The sequence below is a fragment of the Kitasatospora sp. MAP5-34 genome, from assembly GCF_029894335.1.
Taxonomy (GTDB): domain Bacteria; phylum Actinomycetota; class Actinomycetes; order Streptomycetales; family Streptomycetaceae; genus Kitasatospora.
Genome location: NZ_JARXZC010000023.1, coordinates 94,084 through 116,882 on the forward strand (window position 1 = coordinate 94,084; position 22,799 = coordinate 116,882).

General features: G+C 71.7%; 19 protein-coding genes and 1 rRNA gene. 11 read left to right on the forward strand and 9 right to left on the reverse strand.

The features are described 5' to 3' along the window. Positions 1–46: 46 nt before the first annotated feature. Positions 47–634 carry a hypothetical protein gene (locus P3T29_RS19790; RefSeq protein WP_280717854.1) on the forward strand — a complete coding sequence of 196 codons (588 nt, stop codon included), beginning with the start codon at positions 47–49 and terminating at the stop codon, positions 632–634. 10 nt (positions 635–644) lie between these two features. Here P3T29_RS19790 and P3T29_RS19795 read toward each other — a convergent pair whose 3' ends face one another. Continuing rightward, the gene (locus P3T29_RS19795; RefSeq protein WP_280717855.1) at positions 645–1,865 is read right to left on the reverse strand and encodes an acyl-CoA dehydrogenase family protein; all 1,221 of its coding nucleotides are present in this window, start codon (positions 1,863–1,865) and stop codon (positions 645–647) included. A 146-nt stretch (positions 1,866–2,011) separates the two neighbouring features. Here P3T29_RS19795 and P3T29_RS19800 point away from each other — a divergent pair, with 146 nt between their 5' ends. Together P3T29_RS19800 and P3T29_RS19805 are read left to right on the forward strand one after the other, a co-directional pair. Beyond that, positions 2,012–2,677, forward strand: a complete 666-nt coding sequence (locus P3T29_RS19800; protein WP_280717856.1) for a TetR/AcrR family transcriptional regulator — start codon at positions 2,012–2,014, stop codon at positions 2,675–2,677. Between the two features lie 54 nt (positions 2,678–2,731). Continuing rightward, positions 2,732–4,186, forward strand: coding sequence for a cellulase family glycosylhydrolase (locus P3T29_RS19805; RefSeq protein ID WP_280717857.1), 1,455 nt, complete (start codon positions 2,732–2,734; stop codon positions 4,184–4,186). A 104-nt stretch (positions 4,187–4,290) separates the two neighbouring features. Here P3T29_RS19805 and P3T29_RS19810 read toward each other — a convergent pair whose 3' ends face one another. Continuing rightward, positions 4,291–5,253 carry a helix-turn-helix domain-containing protein gene (locus P3T29_RS19810; protein WP_280717858.1) on the reverse strand — a complete coding sequence of 321 codons (963 nt, stop codon included), beginning with the start codon at positions 5,251–5,253 and terminating at the stop codon, positions 4,291–4,293. A 97-nt stretch (positions 5,254–5,350) separates the two neighbouring features. Here P3T29_RS19810 and P3T29_RS19815 point away from each other — a divergent pair, with 97 nt between their 5' ends. Next, the gene (locus P3T29_RS19815) at positions 5,351–5,695 is read left to right on the forward strand and encodes a G1 family glutamic endopeptidase (protein ID WP_280717859.1); all 345 of its coding nucleotides are present in this window, start codon (positions 5,351–5,353) and stop codon (positions 5,693–5,695) included. 140 nt (positions 5,696–5,835) lie between these two features. On the opposite strand, the gene P3T29_RS19820 is transcribed toward P3T29_RS19815, so the two are convergent. After that, on the reverse strand, positions 5,836–7,860 hold the full coding sequence (locus tag P3T29_RS19820; protein WP_280717860.1) for a M3 family metallopeptidase: 2,025 nt from the start codon (positions 7,858–7,860) through the stop codon (positions 5,836–5,838). Positions 7,861–7,990: 130 nt separating this feature from the next. Between P3T29_RS19820 and P3T29_RS19825 the strand changes: the two genes are divergently transcribed. After that, positions 7,991–9,670, forward strand: a complete 1,680-nt coding sequence (locus P3T29_RS19825; RefSeq protein WP_280717873.1) for a bifunctional 3'-5' exonuclease/DNA polymerase — start codon at positions 7,991–7,993, stop codon at positions 9,668–9,670. Positions 9,671–9,738: 68 nt separating this feature from the next. Here P3T29_RS19825 and dhaM read toward each other — a convergent pair whose 3' ends face one another. Continuing rightward, positions 9,739–10,134 carry a dihydroxyacetone kinase phosphoryl donor subunit DhaM gene (dhaM, locus tag P3T29_RS19830; protein WP_280717861.1) on the reverse strand — a complete coding sequence of 132 codons (396 nt, stop codon included), beginning with the start codon at positions 10,132–10,134 and terminating at the stop codon, positions 9,739–9,741. 63 nt (positions 10,135–10,197) lie between these two features. Between dhaM and dhaK the strand changes: the two genes are divergently transcribed. Together dhaK and dhaL are read left to right on the forward strand one after the other, a co-directional pair. Next, positions 10,198–11,193 carry a dihydroxyacetone kinase subunit DhaK gene (gene dhaK / locus P3T29_RS19835; protein WP_280717862.1) on the forward strand — a complete coding sequence of 332 codons (996 nt, stop codon included), beginning with the start codon at positions 10,198–10,200 and terminating at the stop codon, positions 11,191–11,193. 19 nt (positions 11,194–11,212) lie between these two features. Continuing rightward, positions 11,213–11,848 (forward strand): dihydroxyacetone kinase subunit DhaL, encoded by a 636-nt coding sequence (gene dhaL, locus P3T29_RS19840; RefSeq protein WP_280717874.1) that lies wholly within the window; start codon positions 11,213–11,215, stop codon positions 11,846–11,848. Here the strand turns inward: dhaL and P3T29_RS19845 are convergent. After that, positions 11,832–13,001, reverse strand: coding sequence for a PP2C family protein-serine/threonine phosphatase (locus tag P3T29_RS19845; RefSeq protein ID WP_280717863.1), 1,170 nt, complete (start codon positions 12,999–13,001; stop codon positions 11,832–11,834). The two genes, dhaL and P3T29_RS19845, sit on opposite strands and share 17 nt — an antisense overlap. A 299-nt stretch (positions 13,002–13,300) precedes the next feature. Here P3T29_RS19845 and P3T29_RS19850 point away from each other — a divergent pair, with 299 nt between their 5' ends. Beyond that, positions 13,301–13,519 (forward strand): heavy-metal-associated domain-containing protein, encoded by a 219-nt coding sequence (locus P3T29_RS19850; protein WP_280717864.1) that lies wholly within the window; start codon positions 13,301–13,303, stop codon positions 13,517–13,519. Positions 13,520–13,603: 84 nt separating this feature from the next. Further along, the gene (locus P3T29_RS19855) at positions 13,604–15,865 is read left to right on the forward strand and encodes a heavy metal translocating P-type ATPase (protein ID WP_280717865.1); all 2,262 of its coding nucleotides are present in this window, start codon (positions 13,604–13,606) and stop codon (positions 15,863–15,865) included. 123 nt (positions 15,866–15,988) lie between these two features. Here the strand turns inward: P3T29_RS19855 and P3T29_RS19860 are convergent, their stop codons facing one another. The 3 genes from P3T29_RS19860 to P3T29_RS19870 form a co-directional block, all read right to left on the reverse strand. After that, entirely contained in the window at positions 15,989–16,708 is a 720-nt protein-coding gene (locus P3T29_RS19860; RefSeq protein WP_280717866.1) for an SDR family oxidoreductase, read from the reverse strand. A gap of 582 nt (positions 16,709–17,290) precedes the next feature. Continuing rightward, on the reverse strand, positions 17,291–18,589 hold the full coding sequence (locus P3T29_RS19865; RefSeq protein ID WP_280717867.1) for a citrate synthase: 1,299 nt from the start codon (positions 18,587–18,589) through the stop codon (positions 17,291–17,293). Positions 18,590–18,814: 225 nt separating this feature from the next. Next, positions 18,815–21,049 carry an ATP-dependent RecD-like DNA helicase gene (locus P3T29_RS19870; protein ID WP_280717875.1) on the reverse strand — a complete coding sequence of 745 codons (2,235 nt, stop codon included), beginning with the start codon at positions 21,047–21,049 and terminating at the stop codon, positions 18,815–18,817. A 257-nt stretch (positions 21,050–21,306) separates the two neighbouring features. Between P3T29_RS19870 and P3T29_RS19875 the strand changes: the two genes are divergently transcribed. Beyond that, positions 21,307–22,098 carry a VOC family protein gene (locus P3T29_RS19875; RefSeq protein WP_280717876.1) on the forward strand — a complete coding sequence of 264 codons (792 nt, stop codon included), beginning with the start codon at positions 21,307–21,309 and terminating at the stop codon, positions 22,096–22,098. Between the two features lie 43 nt (positions 22,099–22,141). Then, the gene (locus tag P3T29_RS19880) at positions 22,142–22,594 is read left to right on the forward strand and encodes a GNAT family N-acetyltransferase (protein ID WP_280717868.1); all 453 of its coding nucleotides are present in this window, start codon (positions 22,142–22,144) and stop codon (positions 22,592–22,594) included. 130 nt (positions 22,595–22,724) lie between these two features. Here P3T29_RS19880 and rrf read toward each other — a convergent pair. Next, positions 22,725–22,799 (reverse strand): 5S ribosomal RNA (gene rrf, locus P3T29_RS19885); the annotation flags it as partial.

The window sequence follows — 22,799 nt, forward strand, 5'->3', positions numbered from 1 at the left end:
TTAGGATCACCGGGTCCATCCCGACCCATGTTCTGGAGTACGCCCGATGAGTGCCAGCACCCCCGAGACCGTCTGGGCCCGGCGGGTGACCGACGGTGTCGAGCCGAAGAACGTCATCATCGCGGTGCTGCCGGTGCTCGGCACCCTCCGCTACGGCCTGACGGGCCTGGGCTGGGGACTGTTCGCCGTGATCTTCGCGGCGATCCTGCCGACCTGGTTCATCAAGCGCGGTATGCGGCAGGGACACTGGGAGGACCGGCACGTCGGGCAGCGGCAACGACGGCTGGTGGTGATCCCGTTCATCATGCTGTCGGTGCTGGCCAGCCTCGGCGTGATGCTCTGGGCCGGCGCGCCGGCCGACATGACGGCGATGGTGGTGGCGATGTTCGCCGCGCTGGTCCCGATCATGGTGATCACGGTCTGGTGGAAGGTCTCCGTGCACACGGCCGTGGCCAGCGGCGCCGTCGCGTGCCTGGCCATCGCGCTCGGACCGTGGTGGCTGCTGACGTACCCGCTGGTGGCGGCGATCGCGTGGTCCCGCGTGGTACTGCGGGACCACACGCTCGCCCAGACCGTCGTGGGCGCGGTGGTCGGAGCGGTCTCCGCCGGGCTCGCCTTCTGGGCCAGCCGCTAGGCCCGGTCTTCTAGCGGATCGGCAGGCCCGAGATGGTCCGGGCGATGACCAGCCGCTGGATCTCGCTGGTCCCCTCGAAGATGGAGTAGATCGCGCTGTCCCGGTGCATCCGCTCCACCGGGTACTCCCGGGTGAAACCGTTGCCGCCGAGGATCTGCATCGCCTGCGCCGTCACCCACTTCGCCGTCTCGCCCGCGTAGAGCTTGGACATCGAGCCCTCGGCCGAGGTGAACGGCTGGTTGTTGGCGGCCATCCAGGAGGCCCGCCAGACCAGCAGCCGGGAGGCGTCGATCCGGGTCTTCATGTCCGCCAGAGTGAAGGCGACGCCCTGGTTGTCGATGATCGGCCGGCCGAACTGCACCCGGGTCTTGGCGTAGTCGAGCGCGACCTCGTACGCCGCCCGGGCGATGCCGATCGCCTGCGCGCCGACGGCCGGGCGGGATGCCTCGAAGGTGGCCATCGCGGCGTTCTTGCCCGAGCCCTTACGCGTTCCCTCGCGCGCCCGGGCCAGCCGCTCGTCCAGCTTCTCCTTGCCTCCGAGCAGGCAGCTCCCGGGCACCCGGACGCTGTCGAGGACGACCTCGGCGGTGTGCGAGGCGCGGATGCCGTGCTTCTTGAACTTCTGACCCTGCGACAGGCCCGGCGTGCCGGGCGGCACCACGAACGAGGCCTGGCCGCGCGCGCCGAGCGCCGGGTCGACCGTCGCCACCACCACGTGGACGGCGGCGATGCCGCCGTTGGTCGCCCAGGTCTTGGTGCCGTTGATCACCCACTCGTCCTTGGCCTCGTCGTAGACCGCGCGGGTGCGCAGCGCGGACACGTCCGAGCCGGCGTCGGGCTCGGAGGAGCAGAACGCGGCGACCTTGACGTCCTCCGGGGTGCCGAACATCTGCGGCGCCCAGGTACCGATCTGCTCGTCGGTGCCGTTGGCGAGCACCGCGACGGCGGCCAGCGTGGTGCCGACGATGGCGAGCCCGAGACCCGCGTCGCCCCAGAACAGTTCCTCCATCGCGATCGGGATGCCGACGCCCGAGGGGTCGAAGTACTGCTGGGCGTAGAAGTCCAGCGAGTAGATCCCGATCTTCGCCGCCTCCTGGATGATCGGCCAGGGGGTCTCCTCGCGCTCGTCCCACTCGGCGGCGGCGGGCCGCATCACGTCGGCGGCGAAGCCGTGCAGCCAGTCGCGTACGGCGAGCTGGTCCGCGCCGGGGTCAAGGGAGAAGGTGCTCATGCTGCGTGCCTCCGGTCGAGGGGCGCGGCCAGGGACAACTGCCCACGCCACAGGGGTGTTACCTCGGGTAACATCGGCAGGAGTCTGCTACTGATTGGTAACGCATGTCAACGCCCGACCGACATCCCGCAGCGAGGAGCACCACCGTGTCCGGCCCCGCCACCCCAGCCGTCGGCGAGCTCCGCCGCGAGCAGCTGCTGAACGCCGCCGACCGGGTCGTCCAGCGCGAGGGGCCCGGCGCGAGCATGAATGCGATCGCCGCCGAGGCAGGCATCACCAAGCCCATCCTGTACCGGCACTTCGGCGACCGGAACGGCCTGATCCGCGCCCTGACGGAACGCCACACGGCCGGCCTGCTGACCGCTGTACGGGCCGCGCTCGCCGAACCCCTGGAGCGGCGCGACCTGGTCGAGCGGGTACTCGACACCTACCTCGCCGGGATCGAGGCCCGCCCGCAGGTCTACCGGCTGCTGACCCACCCGGAGGCGGGCGACCCGACGGGGGCCGGGAACGCCCTCGCCCCCGCGCTGCGGCAGATCGCCGAGGAGATCACCAAGGCCGTGCAGGCCCAAGTGGACCTGGGCGCCGACAGCCCGCTGATCTCCGAGACCTGGGGCCGGGCGATCACCGGCATGGTGCTGGCGGCCGGCGACTGGTGGCTCGACCAGCGCCCCTGCTCGCGCGCCCGGATGGTGCAGGCGCTGGCGGACCTGCTCTGGGGCCGGCTGGCGGCAGCGGCCGAACTGCCACTGGCGATCACGCCACCGTCGGCGGCCGAACATGAGCCTGACTCGCCTCTTGTGCAGGACTAGACCGTACGGCAGGATCGGCGCTCACCACACCCAGCCACCCATCCGAGGTGCACCGTGCGTGTCCACCGAACCGCCGTCGCCCTGCTCCTGGCCACCGCCACCCTGCTGAGCGGCGCCGCCGCCACCCCGGCCGGGGCGGCGAGCCGGCAGTCCGCCTTCCCGGCCGGCAGCACGACCACGGCGGACGGCCGTACCGTCTTCACCGACTCCCATGGCCGGACACTGCAACTGCGCGGCTTCAACATCGACAAGTACGACGAGACCACCGAGGCGGACGTCAGCTCGATCGCCGCGCACGGTTTCACGCTCGTCCGGGTGGCGATCTCCTGGGCCCGCCTGGAACCCGCCCGCGACCACTACGACCAGGGCGAACTCGCCAAGTTGCAGCGGGTGATGAGCTGGGCCGACCGGTACGGTCTGCTCGCCGTGGTCGACTTCCACCAGGACGTGTACGGGCCGAAGTACGGCGGCGGCGACCGGGGCATACCCGAGTGGGCCACCCGGGACGACGGCCTCCCGTTCGTCCCCGACCCGAACGACTGGTTCGCCGGGTACTTCCAGCCCGCCGTGCAGGCCGCCTTCCGGCACCTCTACGACGACCCGGATCTGCGCCGGTGGCAGGCGGACTTCTACACCCGGATCGCCCGCGAACTGCGCGGCCACCGCTCCCTGTTGGGGTACGACCTGTTCAACGAGCCGTCCGGACCGATCGACGGCGACCCGTCCGACCCCGCCGTCCTGGTCGCCGCCTCCGCCGAGCTGGAACAGGGCCGACTGCCCGCGATGTACCGGCGGCTGATCACGGCGATGCGCCAAGTGGACGGCCACTCCTGGCTGTTCGTTGAACCCACCGTGCTGGTCGGCCAGGGCGCGCCGACCCAACTGCCCGCCTTCGCCGACCCCCGGCCCGGCACCGCCCGGCTCGGCTACGCGCCACACTTCTACGACACGGCGGTCGAGGCCGGCCAGGACTGGAACCCGGCCGACGGCTTCATCGAGAACTACACCGCCGCCATCACCGCCTACCCGCAGGCCGGCCACCTGCCCGTCCTGGTCGGCGAGTGGGGCCCGCCGAACTCCCGCACACCGGGCAACACCGAGCTGGTGCGGCGTCAGGTCGCGGCGATGTCGGGCTTCGCCGCCGGATGGACGATGTGGTATTGGTGCCAAGGGAGCGGCGGCTACTGCGGGTTGGGCCCGGACGGCCGCCCGGCCCCCGGCGACCAGCCCGCGTTCGCCCCCTACGCCGCCGCCCTCGCGGGCAGCCCGGTCGCCGAGTCCTACCAGGACGGCACCTACTCGCTGACCTTCACGGCAGGCCACGGCTGGACGGACCTGGTCGTCCCCGGCACCGCGTACCCGAACGGCGCGAAAGTGAGCGTAAGCGGCACCCGATCCGCCGTGATCGAGATCGACCAACCCCACGGCGACCACGCCGGAACGGCGCGTGTCCTGCTACCAACTGCCCACCCAGGCCAACGAATCACCCTCACCCTGTACCCCAGATGACGCCAGGGGCGCGAGGCTCTGCTTAATGAACTGCGTGCGCGAAACCGGAAGGCGACAACCCGCACCCTTCCGCCTCGCTCAGCTCCCCGTGCCCCTTCAGGGGGCTAGAGCAGATCCGCCCGCGCAGCCTGAATCCCCGCCTGGAAGCGCGTCCGCGCGCCGAAGCGGTCCATCAGTTCACGGACCCAGCGCTGCACGGTCCGTGGTGAGACCCCCATCTGGCGGGCGATGCTCTCGTCCGTCAGCCCGGCCGCGAGCAGGGTCAGCAGCTGCCGGTGCCGGTCCTCCGGAGCCGCGCCGGAGTCCGCCGGGGGCATCCGCATGGCGTGCGACCAGTAGAGCTCGAACAGTCCGAGCAGGGCGTCCAGCAGCGAGGAGGGGCGGACCAGCAGCACGCTCTGCAACTCGCTGCCGGCGCTGACCGGGAGCAGCGCCCACCGGTCGTCCACCAGGGCCAGTTTGAGCGGCAGCTCGGGGAGTACCCGGGCCTGCTCCCCCGCCTGGACGAAGGCCCGGATCTCGGCCAGCCGCTCGGGCTCGCGCAGCACCCGGCTCTCGTACACCACCCGCATGGCCACCCCCCGTCCCAGCACGCCGAGTTCGGTCGTCGGGTCGGTGCGGCGGACGTACGGCTGGCGGTCCAGTATCCGCAACTGGTCCCGGACGCCGAGCTGGAGGCTGCGCCAGAGCTCCGCGATCGAGTCCCGGCCGGTGATCACCTCCACCAGTTCGCCCGCCTCGGAGCCCGGACGGCTGCGCCGGTACGTGCGCACCAGCTCGTTGATCCGGCCGCGCGCTCGGCGCAGCTCCACCTCGCGCCGCAGCAGCAGTTCCTCCAACGCCACGTCCGGCGGTACGGCGCTCCACAGGGCGGGCAGTGCCGCCGGGAGTTCGACCAGGCCGTTGCCGGCCAGCGACTCCAGGGCGATCACGACCTGGGCCGTCGTCAGCCCGAGTTGGGCACCGAGCCGCTGGACGGTGTCTCCCGAGGTGCTGAGCAGATGGAGGTAGACCTCCTCCTCCGTGCTGCCCAGGCCCAGCCCCGCGAACCTGCCTGTACCCGGCACCGGCACCCCCTCCGTCCCCCCGATGAGACCAGCCCGACGAAACCAGACTGTGCGCCAACGTTCGCCGGAAATCAAGACCTTGATCACATGAGACGAGATGTACCCGGCCCCGCCGGTGTACTTCAGCAACGCCGTGGACGCGGGCGACAACTTCACCGCCTCGGTCGTCTACAACGGCGGCACCACCTACACCCTGAAGCTCGCCGACACCACCAAGGGCTGGACCAAGAACCTCAAGAAGTCGCTCCGTGCGCAGAACGTCAGCGCGGAGGCCGTCATCGAGTCCCCGACCCAGAGCTACCCGTCGTTCAACAGCCTCGACTTCTCCAACATCGTGGTGAACGGGAGCGTCTTCGACAGCTACAACCCGCAGCCCATCGACAGCGGCCAGTACACCGAGACCAGCCTGCGCAACGGCGCCTTCTCGATCGTCCCGGCCTGACGGCTCCGCCCTTGGACAACTGGCCAGCGACAGACAGGGGCGCGGGGCTCTGATGAACTGCGTGCGCGAAACCGGGAGGCAACGACCCGCAGCCTCCCGATCACGCGCACCCCCGCGCCCCTGTTCCGGCTGGCGCTTACCTACTGCAGCCCGCGCCGAGCGAGCAGCGGCGCGATCTCCGGGTCTCGGCCGACCACCGCGCGGAAGCAGTCGAGTGCGTCCACGCTGCCACCCCGGGAGAGCAGTTCGGCGCGGAAGACGCCGCCGCTCTCGCGGACCGTGCGGCCGTTGGTCCGGAACCACTCGACGGTGTCGGCGTCCAGCACCTCGGACCAGATGTAGGCGTAGTACCCGGCGCTGTAGTCGTTCGCGAAGATGTGGTTGAAGTACGTGGTGCGGTAGCGCGGCGGGATGGCGGGGACGGCCAGCCCGGCCGCCGCCAGCGCCGCAGCCTCGAACTCCTGGGCGTCGGCGATCTGCCGGCCGGCCGGCACGGTGTGCCAGGCCCAGTCGAGCAGCGCTGCGGCCAGGTACTCGACCGTCCGGAAGCCCTCGCCGAAGGTCTGGGCGGCGGCCATCTTCTCGACCAGGTCGGCGGGCAGCGGCTCACCGGTCACGTGGTGCTTCGCGTAGTTGGCGAGGACCTCGGGCCAGGTCATCCACATCTCGTTGACCTGGGACGGGAACTCGACGAAGTCCCGGGGGACTTCGGTGCCCGAGAAGAACGGGTGGCGGACGTCCGAGAAGAGCCCGTGCAGGGCGTGCCCGAACTCGTGGAACAGCGTCCGCACCTCGTCCCAGGTCAGCAGCACGGGCTCGCCGGCCGGCGGCTTGGCGATGTTGAGGTTGTTGACCACCACCGGCTGCCGGCCCAACAGCCCGGACTGCTGGACCAGTTCGTTCATCCACGCCCCGCCGATCTTGGAGTCGCGGGCGTGGAAGTCACCGAGGAAGAGCCCGAGCGCGGTGCCGTCCGCCTCGAACACCTCGAAGACCCGGGCGTCGGGGTGGTAGCCGATCAGGTCGAGCCGCTCGGTGAAGGTCAGCCCGTAGGCCAGCCCGGCGGCGAAGAACACACCGTCGTGCAGCACCCGCTCCAGCTCGAAGTACGGGCGCAGCACCGCCGCGTCCAGGTCGTAGGCGGTCTGCCGGACCCGCTCGGAGTAGTACGCCCAGTCGTGCGCGGCGAGTTCGGCGATGCCGTCCGCCGACGCGGCCTCGGCGAGCCGGGCAGCCTCGCGCTCCGCGTTCGTGACAGCGGCGGGGACCAGGCGGGCCAGCATGGCGTCCACGGCCTCGACGGTACCGGCGGTCTCGTCGGCGACCACGTACGCGGCGTGGTTCGGGTAGCCGAACAGGGCGGCCCGCTCGGCGCGCAGCCCGGCCAGCCGGATCGCCAGCGGGCCGTTGGTCTCGACCGCGCGCTCCAGCGAGGCCTCCAGCAGCCGGGCACGCAGGTCGCGGTCGGTGAGCCGGCTCAGCTCGCACTGGTTGGAGATGTTCTTCAGGCTCAGGACGTACTTGCCCTGGTGGCCGAGCGCCCGGCCGTTCTCCGCAGCGGCGGCGATGGTGTCGGCGGACAGCCCGTCGAGCTGCTCGGCGCTGTCCAGCACGAGGGCGCTGGCCCGGGTGGCGGCGAGCACGTTCTGCTGGAAGGCCGTGGCGTCCGAGGCGAGCTGGGCGTTGATCTCGCGCAGGCGCTGCTGGTCCGCCGCCGAGAGCCGGGCACCCGCCCGGACGAACCGGAGGTGGTGCCGCTCCAGCAGCCGCAGGTCCTCCGGGTCCAGCCCGAGCGTGTCGCGCGCCTCGTACAGGGCGCTGATCCGGGCGAAGAGCCCGGCGTCGAGGTGGATCGCGTCGGTGTGCGCGGCGAGCCGGGGGCTGAGCTCCGCGCCCAGCTCCTGGACGGCCGGGCTGGTGTGGGAGGCGTTCTGGTTGTCGAAGGCCAGCCAGACGCGGCGCAGCAGCGCGCCCGACCGCTCCAGGGCGACCAGGGTGTTGTCGAAGGTCGGCGCCTGCGGGTCCGCCACGATGGCGGCGATCTCGGCGAGTTGGTCGGTCATGCCGCGCTCGAAGGCGGGCAGGTAGTGCTCCTCCCGGATCTCGGCGAACGGCGGCAGTTCGTAGGCGAGGGTGCTGGGCGCGAAGAATGGGTTGTGACTCACTCTCCCGACCCTATTGGGTGCCGGTGGGGCCCTGCCATGGCCCTGTCGTGCCAGGCATTGTCGGTACCGACCGCTACGGTCGGGACGGACGAACTCACGTCCGAGAGGAGAACCGCCCGTGGCACCCCGTATGGCCCTCGTCCCCGACCAGCACGGTCCGGGCGGCCGCCTCCAGCCGCTCGCCGACGACGGCGGCGCGCTCGGCGCGCCCGTCCACGCCCCGGACCTGGCCGCCGCCGTCGCGCGGTACGAGAGCACGGAGGGCCCGCGCTGGGTCTGGGCCGCCGCCGACAGCGCGTACGTGCCGCTGCTGCCGCTGCGGGTCGCCCGCTGCCACGACCTGCGGCTGACGGAGGCGCTGCTGCTCGGGCACGAGGGCCGCTGGGGTGCGCCGCGTTCGCTCGGCGCCGCCTGGGCCCGACTGCACCGGCTGCCCGTCCCGGCCGACCTGGCGGACACCGGCGGAGCCGACGAACAGGACAGCCTCTTCGCCCCCGACCGGCTGCAACTCCCGCCCGGCACCGACGCACTGCAGGCCGTCGTCGCCGTCCACGCGGACCAGCAGCGCCGCGTGCAGGCGATCGAGGACCAGGCGGCCCGCGCCCGCTTCCGGCTGCTGATCGCCGCCGAGTCGGCGGGCGCGCTGCTCGCCACCGAGATCGCGTACGACGGGCTGCCCTGGCGCACCGACCTGCACGACCAGCTGCTCACCGAGCTGCTCGGCCCGCGCCCGCAGGTGCCGGGCACCCAGCCCAAGCTGCTCGCCGACCTCGCGGTCGAACTGCAGCAGGCACTCGGCACCCGCCCGTTCAACCCCGACTCGCACACCCAGGTGCTGCGCGCCTTCGCCGACCAGGGCATCCGGCTCGAATCCACCCGCTCGTGGGAGCTGAACAAGATCGACCACCCGGCCGCCCGGCTGATGGTCCGTTACAAGGAGCTGTCCCGGATCCACGCCGCCCACGGCTGGGCCTGGCAGGACGCCTGGGCGCGCGGCGGCCGGTTCCGCCCCGAGTACGTGGTCGGCGGCGTGGTCTCCGGGCGCTGGGCCAGCCGGGGCGGCGGCGCGCTGCAGATCCCGCGCATCCTGCGCGGCGCGGTGGTCGCCGACCCGGGCTGGGCCCTGGTGGTCGCCGACGCCGCCCAGCTCGAACCGCGCGTACTCGCCGCGCTCTCCCAGGACGCCGGGCTCGCCCGGACGGCCGCCGAGGGCGACCTGTACGCGGCGCTCGCCGCACACGCCTTCCAGGGCGACCGGGAGAAGGCGAAGCTCGGCCTGCTCGGCGCGATGTACGGCCAGACCAGCGGCGACATCGGCCCGCTGCTCGCCACCCTGCGCCGCCAGTACCCGACGGCGATGGGCTACGTCGAGGCGGCCGCCCGCACCGGCGAGGACGGCGGCATCGTGCACTCCCGGCTCGGCCGGGCCTGCCCGCCGCCGTCCGACGAATGGCTCGACCTGACGGAGGCCCCGGAGACTTCGGGCGAGGCCGGTGGCCGCTCGGCGCGGGCCCGTGGCCGGTTCACCCGCAACTTCGTCATCCAGGCCAGCGGCGCGGACTGGGCCCTCGCCCTGCTCGCCGGCCTGCGGCGACGCCTGACCGCGCTGGAGTCCGGGCCGGACCGGCCGCACCTGGTCTTCTTCCAGCACGACGAGGTGGTCGTCCACACCCCCGCCAATCTCGCCGACCAGGTCTCCGCCGCAGTCGCCGCCGCGGGCGACGAAGCCCGCGCCCTGGTCTTCGGGGACACCCCGGTCCGCTTCCCGCTCAGCACCGCGGTGGTGGACTGCTACGCCGACGCGAAGTAACCCCCCCGGGGGAACGTACGCACTCTGGGCACCCCTGCTGTGGTTGACCATGTGCACACGTTCCACCGTCACAACTTCCGGAAGTCCCGGGCCCCTTCGGCCGCGCTGACCACCTCGGCCAGGCCGGCCCCGGCCGAGGCGGTGACGACGGCGGCGACCGCGCCCTCCACGAACGGCGCGTCCACCAGCACCACACCGGCGTGCGGATGGTCCTCCAGCGCCGTCCGGGCCGTCAGCACCGAGCTGCCGAGGTCCGGAAGCACCACCACACCCGCGCCGCCCTCCGCCGCCGCCGCGACGGCCCGGACGATCAGGTCGTAGCTGGTCCCGAGGCCGCCCTCCTCGGTACCCCCGGCGAGCAGCACCGGCACTGCCCCGGAGCCGAGTTCGACGAGCAACTCGCGGAGCCCGGCGGCCATGGCCGCACTGTGCGAGACGAGGACGATGCCGACGTGTTCAGTCATGCTCCCGACCCTAGACCGGTCTCACGCGTAACGTCGGCGGAAGCATCTGCCGAAGGAGCCGCCGTGAAGAAGCTGATCAACACTCCGGACACCGTACTCGCCGACGCACTGGCCGGATTCGCGGCCGCCCACCCGGAGTTGGCAGTGGATCTCGACAACCGGGTGATCGCCAGAGGTTCCCGCCCGGCGGCTCCCAAGGTGGCGGTGGTCTCCGGCGGCGGGTCGGGCCATGAGCCGCTGCACGGCGGGTTCGTGGGCCCGGGGATGCTCGACGCGGCCTGCCCGGGCGAGGTGTTCACCTCACCCGTACCGGACCAACTGCTCGCCGCCGCGCGGGCCGTGCACAGCGGCGCGGGCGTGGTCTTCGTGGTGAAGAACTACACCGGCGACGTGCTGAACTTCGGGCTCGCCGCCGAGCTGGCCGCCGAGGAGGGCATCGAGGTCCGTACCGTCCTGGTGAACGACGACGTGGCGGTGGAGGACTCGACCTGGACGGCCGGCCGTCGGGGCACCGGCGCGACCGTCATGGTCGAGAAGGCCGTCGGGGCGCTGGCCGAACGCGGCGCGGGCCTGGACGAGGTGGCGGCACTCGGCGCACGGGTCAACGCCGCCTCCCGGTCGTTCGCGATCGCGCTCACCGCCGCGACCGTACCGGCGGCGGGCAAGCCCGGCTTCGACCTGCCGGAGGACGAGATCGAGGTCGGCGTCGGGATCCACGGCGAGCCCGGCCGCCGCCGCGAGGCGCTCCGCCCGGCCCGCGAGCTGGTGGCGGAGGTGGTCGACACCGTCCTCGCCGACCACGACCTGACGGCGGGCGACGAGGTGATCGCGCTGGTCAACGGGCTCGGCGGCACCCCGCTGCTGGAGCTGTACCTGGTCTACGGCGAGGTGCACGCCCGGCTGGCCGAACGCGGCATCAGGATCGCCCGCAACCTGGTCGGCAACTACGTCACCAGCCTCGACATGGCCGGGTTCTCCCTCACCCTCACCAAGGCCGGCCCGGAACTGCTGGAGCTGTGGGACGCGCCCGTCGCGACCGCCGCCCTCACCTGGACCTGAAAGGCACCCCTTGGACGTCATCGACATCCCCCTCGTCCTCGCCTGGGTCCGGGAGATCGCCGCCGCCGTCGAGCAGCAGGAGGCCCGGCTGACCGAGCTGGACTCCGCGATCGGCGACGGCGATCACGGCAGCAACCTGCGCCGGGGTTTCACCGCCGTACTGGCCGCACTCGACACGCTGGACGAGCCCGCATCGGTCGGGGCGGTCCTGACCAGGACCGGCAGCACGCTGATCTCCAAGGTGGGCGGGGCCTCGGGCCCGCTGTACGGCAGCGCCTTCCGGGCGATGGGCGCGGCGCTGCCCGGGGAGACCGCCGACCCGGCGGAGTTCGCGGCCGCGCTGGCGGCGGGGCTCGCCGCGATCCGGAAGCTGGGCGCGGCCGAGCCGGGTGACAAGACCGTCGTCGACGCCTGGACGCCCGCGCTGGCCGCCTTCGAGCGGACGGCGGACACCGGCCTGGCAGCAGCCGCCGGCTCGGCCGCCGAGGCCGCCGCGCAGGGCGTACTCGACACCGTCCCGCTCCAGGCCCGCAAGGGCCGGGCCTCCTACCTCGGCCCGCGCAGCGTCGGGCACCCGGACCCGGGAGCGGCCTCGACCGAGCTGATCTTCCGGGCCCTCGCCACGGCCCTGGGCCGGCTCAAACCGTCCGGGTGATCAACAGCAGCAGGGCGTCGTCGCCCAGCTCGCCGCCGGCGTGCGCCAGCAGGTCCGCGAAGAGCCGTCCGACCGCCGACTCCAGCTCCGCCCCCGAGCGGGCGGCGCCCCGGACCAGGGCGCCGACCCGCTCGGCGAGCGGATAGAACTCGCCCGAGCGGTGGTGCCGGGCCTCCACCACGCCGTCGGTGCAGAGCACCAGCACGTCGTCGGTGCCGAACGCCAGGTCCATGCTCTGCGGACGGCCGGTGGCGAGCCTGCCAAGGCCGAGCGGCACCCACGGGTCGGGCGCCTCCAGCACCGTCACCGTCCCCTCCCGGGTGACGTGGATCGGCGGCACGTGCCCGTAGTGCAGCAGCTCGACCGCCCCCTGCCGCCGGAACTCGGCGAACAGCGCGGTGGTGAACTCGCCGTCCGGCACGTGCCGCTCGACGCTGGCCTCGATCCGGTCGGCCACCGCGTACAGCCCGTTCTCGTCGTACGCCGCCTCCCGGAAGGCCCCGAGCACCACGGCGGCGGTCTGCACGGCAGCCAGCCCCTTGCCCCGGACGTCACCGACCAGCACCCGGATCCCGTACGGGGTCTCCAGCACCGAGTACAGGTCGCCGCCGATCCGGGCCGCATCGGCGGCCGAGACGTAGCGGACGGCGAGCCGCAGCGGCCCGACCGAGGGGCCCGGGTGGCTGAGCAGCGCGCGCTGGGCCGCCTCCGCGACGGAGCTGACGGCGGCGAACGCGGCGGCGCGGCGCATCCGGAGCCGGGCGAGTACGGCGCTGAACAGCGTCAGCGCGGTGTAACTGGCCATCGCGCCGAGCAGGAACCGGCCGTCGTGCAGTTCACTGACCTGGTCGTAACGGCTGAGCCCGAGCAGCGCGAACAGCCCGAGCAGGCAGACCAGCAGCAGTTCCACCGGCCGCAGGGTGAGCGCGGCGATCGACGGGACGACCACCATCAGCGGGGCGAGGTACCGGTCCCGGCCGGAGAGGAAGTCAGCCAGCGAGATCACCACGATGGCCAGCAGGGCGGGTGCCGCCCGGCGCCACCAGGCGACGTCCTGCAGGTCGGTGGCGAGGATCGCACGCTCCCGCCGGGCCCGTGAGAGCCCGCTGGCGCTGGAGGCCGAGGGCGACTGGGTGCGGCTGATCCGGAACACATACCGAACATATCGGACGGAACGACCCTCTGCTCCGGCTGATGACGGCCCGCAGCAGCTCGCAGCCCGCCGACAGGTCGCCCGACGACCGCCCGGCAACGACCGCCGATGGATCGTGAGGACACGCCCCCGGGCGGCCGCAAGCGGGGGCAATCGGTGAGCGGACGAATACTCTCTGCTAGCAGCGGGGGCCCGGCGGCTCTCCGTCACTCCCGCTGGAATACCCCCAAGGGGTATATTGTTAGGCAGAAAAGCAAGCCCGGGCACCGACCCGGGACAGGACGCATCCGGAGGTCCCGATGTCCAGCACCATCACCTACACCGTCAGCGGCATGAGCTGTGGCCACTGCGAGAAGTCGGTCAGCACCGAGGTCTCCGGCATCCCCGGCGTCACCGAGGTCGCGGCCGACGCCAAGGCGGGTACGGTGACGATCTCCTCGCAGTCCCCGATCGACGACGCCCAGGTCCGCAGCGCCGTGGACGAGGCGGGCTACGAACTGGTCGGCCGGGCAGCCTGAGCCACCCGTGCGGGGGCGCTCGCTGCCCGCGCGCGCCCCCGCACGTAGCTCGACCGTACTCAGCGCACCGAGGAGCAGAAGAGCATGAGCACCGCAACGCCCGGCACGGACCCCGGCGCCCTGCGCGACCGGGTCGAGCTGACCATCGGGGGCATGACCTGCGCCTCCTGCGCCGCACGGATCGAGAAGAAGCTCAACCGGCTGGACGGCGTCGAGGCGACGGTCAACTACGCCACCGAGAAGGCCCGGGTCGACTTCGGCCCGGACGTCAGCGTCGCCGACCTGATCGCCACCGTCGAGCGCACCGGCTACACCGCCGAGCTCCCCCCGCCGCCCGTCCCCGAGCCCGCCGAGGCCCGCGAGGCGGCCGCCGAGCCCGACCCGCTGCGGGAGAGGCTGCTGATCAGCGCCGCGCTGACCGTGCCGGTGGTGCTGCTCTCGATGGTCCCGGCGTTCCAGTTCGACAACTGGCAGTGGCTGGCCTTCGCGCTGACCGGGCCGGTCGTGGTGTACGGCGGCCTGCCCTTCCACCGGGCCGCCTGGACCAACCTCAGGCACGGCGCCGCCACCATGGACACCCTGGTGTCGCTCGGCACCCTGGCCGCCTTCGGCTGGTCCGTCTGGGCGCTGTTCTTCGGCCACGCCGGGATAGCCGGGATGAAGCACGAGTTCACCCTCGCGGCCGGCTCCGGCGACGCCTCCGGCACGCTCTACCTGGAGACCGCCGCCGCGGTCACCATGCTGATCCTGCTCGGCCGCTGGCTGGAGGCCCGCTCCAAGCGCCGCGCGGGCGCCGCCGTGCACGCTCTGCTCGACCTCGGTGCCAAGGACGTCACGGTCCTCGTGGACGGCCGCGAGACCCGGCTGCCGGTCACGCAACTGGTGGTCGGCACGCGCTTCGTGGTGCGGCCCGGCGAGAAGATCGCCACCGACGGCCGGGTGGTCGAGGGCCGGTCCGCCGTGGACGCCTCGATGCTCACCGGTGAGTCCGTCCCCGTCGAGGTCACCGTCGGTGACCAGGTGACGGGCGGGACGGTCAACGCGGGCGGCCGACTGGTCGTCGAGGCGACCCGGATCGGCGCCGACACCCAGCTGGCCCGGATGGCGAAGCTGGTGGAGGAGGCGCAGAACGGCAAGGCGGCGGCGCAGCGGCTGGCCGACCGGATCTCGGCGGTCTTCGTCCCGGTGGTGATCCTGATCGCGCTGGGCACCCTGGTCGGCTGGCTGCTGGCCGACCAGGGCGCCACCCAGGCGTTCACCGCCGCAGTAGCGGTACTGATCATCGCCTGCCCGTGCGCCCTCGGCCTGGCCACCCCGACCGCCCTGCTGGTCGGCACCGGCCGGGGTGCCCAGCTGGGCATCCTGATCAAGGGCCCGGAGGTCCTGGAGACCACCCGCCGGGTGGACACCATCGTGCTGGACAAGACCGGCACGGTGACCACCGGCCGGATGGCGCTCATCTCCGTGCACACCGCCGACGGCGTCTCCGAGGAGCAGGCGCTGCGGCTGGCCGGCGCCCTGGAGCACGCCTCCGAGCACCCGATCGCAGCCGCCATCGCCGCTGCGGCCGCCGAACATCTCGGCGAGCTGCCCCGGGTGGAGGACTTCGAGAACGTACCGGGCCGGGGCGTCCGGGGCACGGTCGACGGCCACGCCGTGGTCGCGGGCCGCGAGGCCCTGCTGGCCGACCAGGCCCAGCACCTGCCGCCCGACCTCGCCGAGGCCAAGGCAGCGGCCGAGGCCGCCGGCCGGACGGCCGTCGCGGTCGGCTGGGACGGCGCGGCCCGGGCCGTCCTGGTGGTCGCCGACACCGTCAGGCCCACCAGCGCCGAAGCCGTCGCCCGGCTGCGCACGCTGGGACTGCATCCGGTACTGCTCACCGGCGACAACCGCGCCGCCGCAGCAGCGGTGGCGGCCGAGGTCGGCATCGCGGCGGAGGACGTGATCGCCGAGGTGCTGCCCGAGGACAAGGTCGCCGTCATCCGGCGGCTGCAGGCCGAGGGCCGCTCGGTGGCGATGGTCGGCGACGGAGTGAACGACGCCGCCGCACTGGCCCAGGCCGACCTCGGCCTCGCCATGGGCACCGGCACCGACGCGGCCATGGCGGCGAGCGACCTGACCCTGGTCCGGGGCGACCTCCGCTCGGCCGCCGACGCGATCCGGCTCTCCCGGCGGACCCTGGCCACCATCAAGGGCAACCTGTTCTGGGCATTCGCCTACAACGTCGCCGCGATCCCGCTGGCAGCGGCCGGCCTGCTCAACCCGGTGGTGGCCGGCGCCACGATGGCCTTCTCCTCGGTCTTCGTGGTCACCAACAGCCTCCGCCTCCGCCGCTTCACCGCCTGACCGGCGGCCCCCTACTGGTCGGGGTTCCCCAGGGCGCGGGGACCTGCGCGCACAACCATGCACCTCCGTGCACAGTTGCGCAGAGTCCCCCGCGCCCCGAGGTGGTTGCCCTGACGGGGTCACCTAGCGGCCGAGCAGCTCTCCGCCGTTGCAGTGCAGGATCTCGCCCGTGATGAACCCGGCCTCCGCCGAGGCCAGGAAGTAGACGGCGGCCGCGACCTCCCCCGACTCGCCGATCCGCCCGAGCAGGGTACGCGCGGCGCGCCGGGAGACCTCCGCCTCGTCCAGCCTCGGCCCGAAGAACTCGGTGCCCGAGACGGTGCCCGGGGCCACGATGTTGGCGGTGATGCCGGAGGCGCCGAGCTGGGCGGCGAGGAAGTGGTTCCAGGCGTGCAGCGAGGCCTTGGCCGCCCCGTACGAGCCGGCACCGCGTAGGGCGGCGATCGAGCTGACGGTGACCACCCGGCCGGTGCCCTGGGTGAGCCGGTCCCGGATCGACTCGGTGAGCAGTACGACGGTCAGCACGTTGCGCTCGAAGTCCCCGCGCCAGCGGGCCAGCACGGCGTGCGGCCCGGCCCCGATCACGGTCTCCCGGCTGCCGGCGTTGTTGACCAGGACGTCGATCTGGGCCGGCAGGTCACCGAGCACCGCCTCGACGGCGTCCGGGTCGGCCAGGTCGCAGACCAGCGGTGTGACGTTCGGGCCGAGGTCGGTGGCGGCCTGTTCCAGCACCGCCCGCCGACGGCCGACGATGACGACCCGCTCCCCCGCCTCGGCGAACCGGCGGGCCACCTCGTAACCGATACCGGTGCCGCCGCCCGTGACGACTACGTTCCTGGCCATCTGCGCACTCCCTCCCCGCCCGGCCACGCCGCTGAGGGTGCGGGCGGTCCGTACCGGAATCGGACGATTTCTATCACGCTGGGTTGCCATGACTGCGGGGAGGGTGACGTCGCGCGCCGGAAACCGTGTGGTATGTGCCGGGCACCGGGTGCACACGGAGCGTGGAGAGAGCCAACTCACATCCCCGGTCCGTAACTTTGCACCCCCTGATACGTCTTACCTTTTGTAGTGCGGCAGCTTTCGGTGGGCGGCGGCGCGTTGAACGGCATCGCGTCTCCGCACGACCACCACTGTCGCCGACGGGGCTCCGGCGGGCCCCGGGACGGCTGCCGACCGGTTCGGCGGTCTTCGCGCACGACGCCGGGGGCGGCGGGTCGGGAACGCTTTGAGCGGCCGTTTCCTCCCCGAGCCGCCTCCGGGCGTCGTGCGCCGAACTTCTTCTCCCCCGCAGGGGAGCACGAAGGGGCCCGGCTGCAGCAGCAGCCGGGCCCCTTTATGTCAGATCGTCTTCACCTCGGACCAGCTCGACCCGACCAGCTCTACGTCAGGTCGTCGGACGACCCGGTCAGGTCGTCGGACGGCTCAGCGCTCGCCGAGCTCCACGTAGTCGCGGATCGCGACACCGGTGTAGATCTGACGCGGACGGCCGATGCGGCTGCCCGGGTCGTTGATCATCTCGTGCCAGTGGGCGATCCAGCCCGGCAGCCGGCCGAGCGCGAACAGCACGGTGAACATGCTGGTCGGGAAGCCCATGGCGCGGTAGATCAGGCCGGTGTAGAAGTCCACGTTCGGGTAGAGCTTGCGCGAGATGAAGAACTCGTCGTTGAGCGCGTGCTCCTCCAGCTTGAGCGCGATCTCCAGCAGCTCGTCGGACTTGCCGAGCTGCGAGAGCACGTCGTGCGCCAGGCCCTTGACCAGCTGGGCGCGCGGGTCGAAGCTCTTGTACACGCGGTGACCGAAGCCCATGAGCTTCACGCCGTCCTCGCGGTTCTTCACCTTGCGGATGAAGGCGTCGACGTCGCCGCCGTCCTTCTGGATCTGCTCCAGCATCTCCAGCACGGCCTGGTTGGCGCCGCCGTGCAGCGGGCCCCAGAGCGCCGAGATACCGGCCGAGATCGAGGCGAACTGGTTGGCGTGGCTGGAGCCCACCAGACGGACCGTGGAGGTCGAGCAGTTCTGCTCGTGGTCCGCGTGCAGGATCAGCAGCTTGTCCAGCGCGTTGACGATCACCGGGTTGATCTCGTAGTCCTCGGCGGGGACGGCGAAGGTCATCCGGAGGAAGTTCTCGACGTAGCTGAGGTCGTTGCGCGGGTAGACGAAGGGCTGCCCGACCGACTTCTTGTACGCGTAGGCCGCGATCGTCGGCAGCTTCGCCAGCAGGCGGACCGTCGACAGGTGACGCTGGCCGGCGTCGAAGGGGTTGTGGCTGTCCTGGTAGAACGTCGACAGCGCGCCGACCACCGAGGAGAGCATCGCCATCGGGTGCGCGTCACGCGGGAAGCCCTGGAAGAAGCGCTTCACGTCCTCGTGCAGCAGCGTGTGCTGGGTGATCTCGGCGGTGAACTCCGTCAGCTGCTCAGGCGTCGGCAGCTCGCCGTTGATCAGGAGGTACGCGGTCTCGACGAAGCTGCCCTGCTCGGCCAGCTGCTCGATCGGGTAGCCGCGGTAGCGCAGGATGCCGTTGTCGCCATCCACGAACGTGATCGCGGACTTGTAGGCGGCGGTGTTGCCGAAGCCGTTGTCCAGGGTGACCAGGCCGGTCTGCGGCAGCAGCTTCGAGATGTCGAAGCCGGCGTTGCCCGCAGTGCTCTCGACGACGGGGTACTCGTACTCGCCGTCCTGGTACCGCAGTACTACTGCGCCTTGACTGTTCTCGCTCACGCTCTTCCTCACCGACGAAATGAATCCTCTGCCCAAGGTGCCCTGACAGTTCCACGATCCCCCATCCGGGGGATGGCCGCGCACCCGGGGTGGGCCAAAAAGGGCCCTGCCCTACAAATCCTGTTGCCGCAGCCGGTATGAACCGGACAAGATCGGCACAAGAGTAGGCTCCGCCCTAAATCTCTTCACGTCAAGACAACCTCTCGGGCCGCAGCCTTGGGACGATCATCCAATTGCGAGTCGATGATCAAGCGCAGAGTGCCTCCGGCCTGCACTGACCGCCCGAACAGCCTGAGCTATCGCTCTGCGTGACCCGACGAGCACCACCAGCTTCTTCGCCCGCGTCACGGCCGTGTAGAGCAGGTTCCGCTGCAGCATCGTCCAGGCCGAGGTGGTGACGGGAATCACCACCGCCGGGTACTCGCTCCCCTGCGAACGGTGGATCGTCATCGCGTACGCGTGCGCCAGCTCGTCCAGCTCGTCGAAGTCGTAGGGCACCTCCTCGTCCTCGTCGGTGCGCACGGTGAGCCGCTGCTCCTCCACACTGAGCGACATCACGACACCGACCGTGCCGTTGAAGACCCCGTTCTGCCCCTTCTCGTAGTTGTTGCGAATCTGGGTGACTTTGTCACCTACCCGGAAGGTCCGCCCGCCGAAACGCCGCTCCGGCAGCCCCTCCCGGCCCGGGGTGACGGCGGCCTGCAGCAGAGTGTTCAGATTGCCCGCACCGGCCGGGCCCCGGTGCATCGGCGCCAGCACCTGGATGTCCCGGCGCGGGTCCAGCCCGAACTTCTGCGGGATCCGCCGGGCCACCACGTCGACCGTGAGCCCGGCCGCCCGCTCGGTGTCCTCCTCGGCGAACAGGAAGAAGTCCGGCATCCCGTCCGTGACCGGCGGCTTGCCCTCGTTGATTCGGTGCGCGTTGACCACCACGCCGGACTGCTGCGCCTGGCGGAAGATCCTGGTCAGCCGGACCGACGGGATCGGGCCGCCAGCCGCCAACATGTCCCGCAGCACCTCCCCCGCGCCGACCGAGGGCAGCTGGTCCACGTCCCCCACGAAGAGCAGGTGCGCGCCCGGTGCGACGGCCTTGACCAGCTTGTTCGCCAGGATCAGATCCAGCATCGACGCCTCGTCCACCACCACCAGGTCGGCGTCGAGCGGCCGGTCCCGGTCGTACGCCGCCTCGCCGCCCGGCCGCAGCTCCAGCAGCCGGTGGACGGTGGACGCCTCCGCCCCCGTCAGCTCCGCGAGCCGCTTCGCCGCCCGCCCGGTCGGCGCGGCCAGCACCACCTTGGCCTTCTTCGCCAGCGCGAGCGTGACGATCGACTTCACCGTGAACGACTTCCCGCAGCCCGGACCGCCCGTCAGCACCGCGACCTTCTCGGTCAGCGCAAGCTTCACCGACTCCCGTTGCTCGGGCGCGAGTTCGGCCCCCGTACGCTTCGCCAGCCAACCCAGCGCGGCCGGCCAGTCGACGGCCTCGAAGGCGGACAGCCGGTCGGTGTCGGCCCGAAGGAGCCTCAGCAGCTGATTCGTCAGCGAGATCTCCGCCCGGTGGAACGGCACCAGGTACACCGCCGTGATCGGCTCGCCGCCCTCCCCCGGCACGCTCTCCCGGACCACGCCCTCCTCGGCTACCAGCGCGGCCAGACAGTCGATCACCAGGCCGACGTCCACCTGAAGCAGCTTCACCCCGTCCGCGATCAACCGCTCCTCGGGCAGGAAGCAGTGCCCCTGGTCGCTGCTCTGCGAGAGCGCGTACTGCAGGCCCGCCTTGACCCGCTCCGGGCTGTCGTGCGGGATGCCGACCGACTGGGCGATCCGGTCCGCCGTCAGGAAGCCGATACCCCAGACGTCCGACGCGAGGCGGTACGGCTCGTTCTTCACCACCCCGATCGAACTGTCCCCGTACTTCTTGAAGATCCGCACCGCGAGCGAGGTCGAGACACCGACTCCCTGCAGAAAGACCATCACCTCCTTGATGGACTTCTGCTCCTCCCAGGCCGCCGCGATCATTTTGGTGCGCTTCGGCCCGAGACCGGGCACCTCGATCAGGCGCTTCGGGTCCTGCTCGATCACCTCCAGGGTGTCGACGCCGAACTGCTCCACGATCCGCTCGGCGAAGCGCGGGCCGATCCCCTTGATCAACCCCGACCCCAGATACCGCTGGATGCCCTGGATCGTGGCGGGCAGCACCGTCGTGTAGTTCTCCACCGTGAACTGCTTGCCGTACTGCGGGTGCGAACCCCACCGCCCGAACAGCCGCAGCGACTCCCCCGGCTGCGCCCCGAGCAGCGCCCCGACCACCGTCAGCAGGTCGTTCGCCCCCCGCCCGGTGTCCACCCGCGCCACCGTGTAGCCGGTCTCCTCGTTGGCGTAGGTGATCCGCTCCAGCACACCTTCCACCTGGGCGAGCTGGCGCGGCGCCTGCGGCTGCCCCTGTACCGGAGCCTGCAGTACCGGAGCCTGCGGCCGAGACTGCGACCGCCCCTCCGGCTGCCCGGGTCGCTGCTGCGTGTCCACGACGCCCCTCTCCGTGCCTGTGACCGTCCGCTACGCACCGTACCGCCCCGCACCGACATCGCGGGAGCTCACCGGGTGTCCGCACCTCGGCCGGTCTGAGGTTGTGGGCACCCCGGGCAGGGCTGAGGATGCCAGAGGGGGAACGCAGCACGCCCGTCCGCGAGGACGGCCCGCCGAAGGAGCAGCGCACCATGCTCAGCACCGACTTCGTCCCCGGCTCCCCCAACTGGCTCGACCTGGGCAGTTCCGACACCGACGCCTCCGCCTCCTTCTACACCGCGCTCCTCGGCTGGACCTTCGCCTCCGCCGGGCCGCAGGCCGGCGGCTACGGCTTCTTCCGACGGGGTGAGGACACGGTCGCAGCCCTCGGCCCGCTGACCGAGGAAGGCTCCGTACCCGCCTGGACGATCTACTTCCACACGCCCGACGCCGATGCCGTCGCCACCCGGGTCCGGGAGGCCGGCGGTACCGTCCGCTTCGAACCCTTCGACGTCTTCACCAACGGTCGGATGGCGGGCTTCACCGACCCGACCGGCGCCGAGTTCGCTGTCTGGCAGCCCGGCGAGACGCTGGGGCTCGACGCCGTCACCGAGCCCGGAACCCTGTGCTGGACGGAGCTCTACAGCTCCGACCCGACAGCGGCCAAAGCCTTCTACCGAGCGGTCTTCGGGTGGCAGGAGCAGGACGTCCCGTTCGGCGACAGCACGTACACCGTGCTCACGCCCTCGACGGGCGGGACCGACAACGGCCAGGGCGGCATCCTCCAGCTGTTCCCCGAGCAGACCGCCGCCGGCCTCGGGTCGCACTGGCTGCCCTACTTCGAGGTCCCGGACACCGACGCCACCCTCGCCAAGGCCCGGCAACTCGGCGGCGGCGTACGGCTCCCCGCCACGGACGCGCACGGCGTCGGCCGCTTCGCCCAACTCACCGACCCGCACGGGTCCGCGTTCGCCGTCATCACCAGTGCCGCACCGGGCGAGTGACGCACCGTCCGCCGGGTTGCCGGCCGGTCGTAGGATCGCGATCATGACCGATCTCATCATCCGACCGGCAGCACCGGCGGACCTCCCCGCCATCGTCGCCATGCTCGCGGACGACCCGCTGGGCGCGACCCGCGAATCCCCGGACGACCTGACGCCCTACCAGGACGCCTTCGCCCGCCTGGCAACAGACCCCCAGCAGCATGTGATGGTCGCCGAGCGGGCCGGCCGAACCGTCGGCACTCTCCAGCTCACCGTCATCCCCGGACTCTCCCGCCGAGGATCCACCCGGACCATCATCGAGGGCGTCCGGATCGACGCGACGGAACGCGGCAGCGGACTCGGCACCGAGCTGATCCAGTGGGCCATCGACAAGTCACGCGACCTCGGCGCCGACCTTGTCCAGCTGACCTCCGACGCCACCCGAACGGACGCGCACCGGTTCTACGAGCGGCTCGGCTTCAGCGCATCGCACCTCGGCTTCAAGCTGGCTCTGTAAGACCGATACCCGGAAGTCTCTTTCCGGCCGGATATCGGCCGGCCCAAGCGGGTCCGTCCGGAATGAACTGGTCCGGACATGCAAATGACCCCCCATCCGTTCCCGGATGGGGGGTCATTTGTGAATGATTGTTCGGCGGCGTCCTACTCTCCCACAGGGTCCCCCCTGCAGTACCATCGGCGCTACGAGGCTTAGCTTCCGGGTT

Coding starts and splice junctions, on each gene's coding strand:
- P3T29_RS19880 (WP_280717868.1), top strand. CDS start 22,142: ATGACCGATCTCATCATCCGACCGGCAGCACCGGCGGACCTCCCCGCC.
- P3T29_RS19860 (WP_280717866.1), bottom strand. CDS start 16,708: ATGGCCAGGAACGTAGTCGTCACGGGCGGCGGCACCGGTATCGGTTAC.
- P3T29_RS19825 (WP_280717873.1), top strand. CDS start 7,991: ATGGCCCTCGTCCCCGACCAGCACGGTCCGGGCGGCCGCCTCCAGCCG.
- dhaM (WP_280717861.1), bottom strand. CDS start 10,134: ATGACTGAACACGTCGGCATCGTCCTCGTCTCGCACAGTGCGGCCATG.
- P3T29_RS19790 (WP_280717854.1), top strand. CDS start 47: ATGAGTGCCAGCACCCCCGAGACCGTCTGGGCCCGGCGGGTGACCGAC.
- P3T29_RS19795 (WP_280717855.1), bottom strand. CDS start 1,865: ATGAGCACCTTCTCCCTTGACCCCGGCGCGGACCAGCTCGCCGTACGC.
- P3T29_RS19875 (WP_280717876.1), top strand. CDS start 21,307: ATGCTCAGCACCGACTTCGTCCCCGGCTCCCCCAACTGGCTCGACCTG.
- P3T29_RS19850 (WP_280717864.1), top strand. CDS start 13,301: ATGTCCAGCACCATCACCTACACCGTCAGCGGCATGAGCTGTGGCCAC.
- P3T29_RS19815 (WP_280717859.1), top strand. CDS start 5,351: ATGTACCCGGCCCCGCCGGTGTACTTCAGCAACGCCGTGGACGCGGGC.
- P3T29_RS19855 (WP_280717865.1), top strand. CDS start 13,604: ATGAGCACCGCAACGCCCGGCACGGACCCCGGCGCCCTGCGCGACCGG.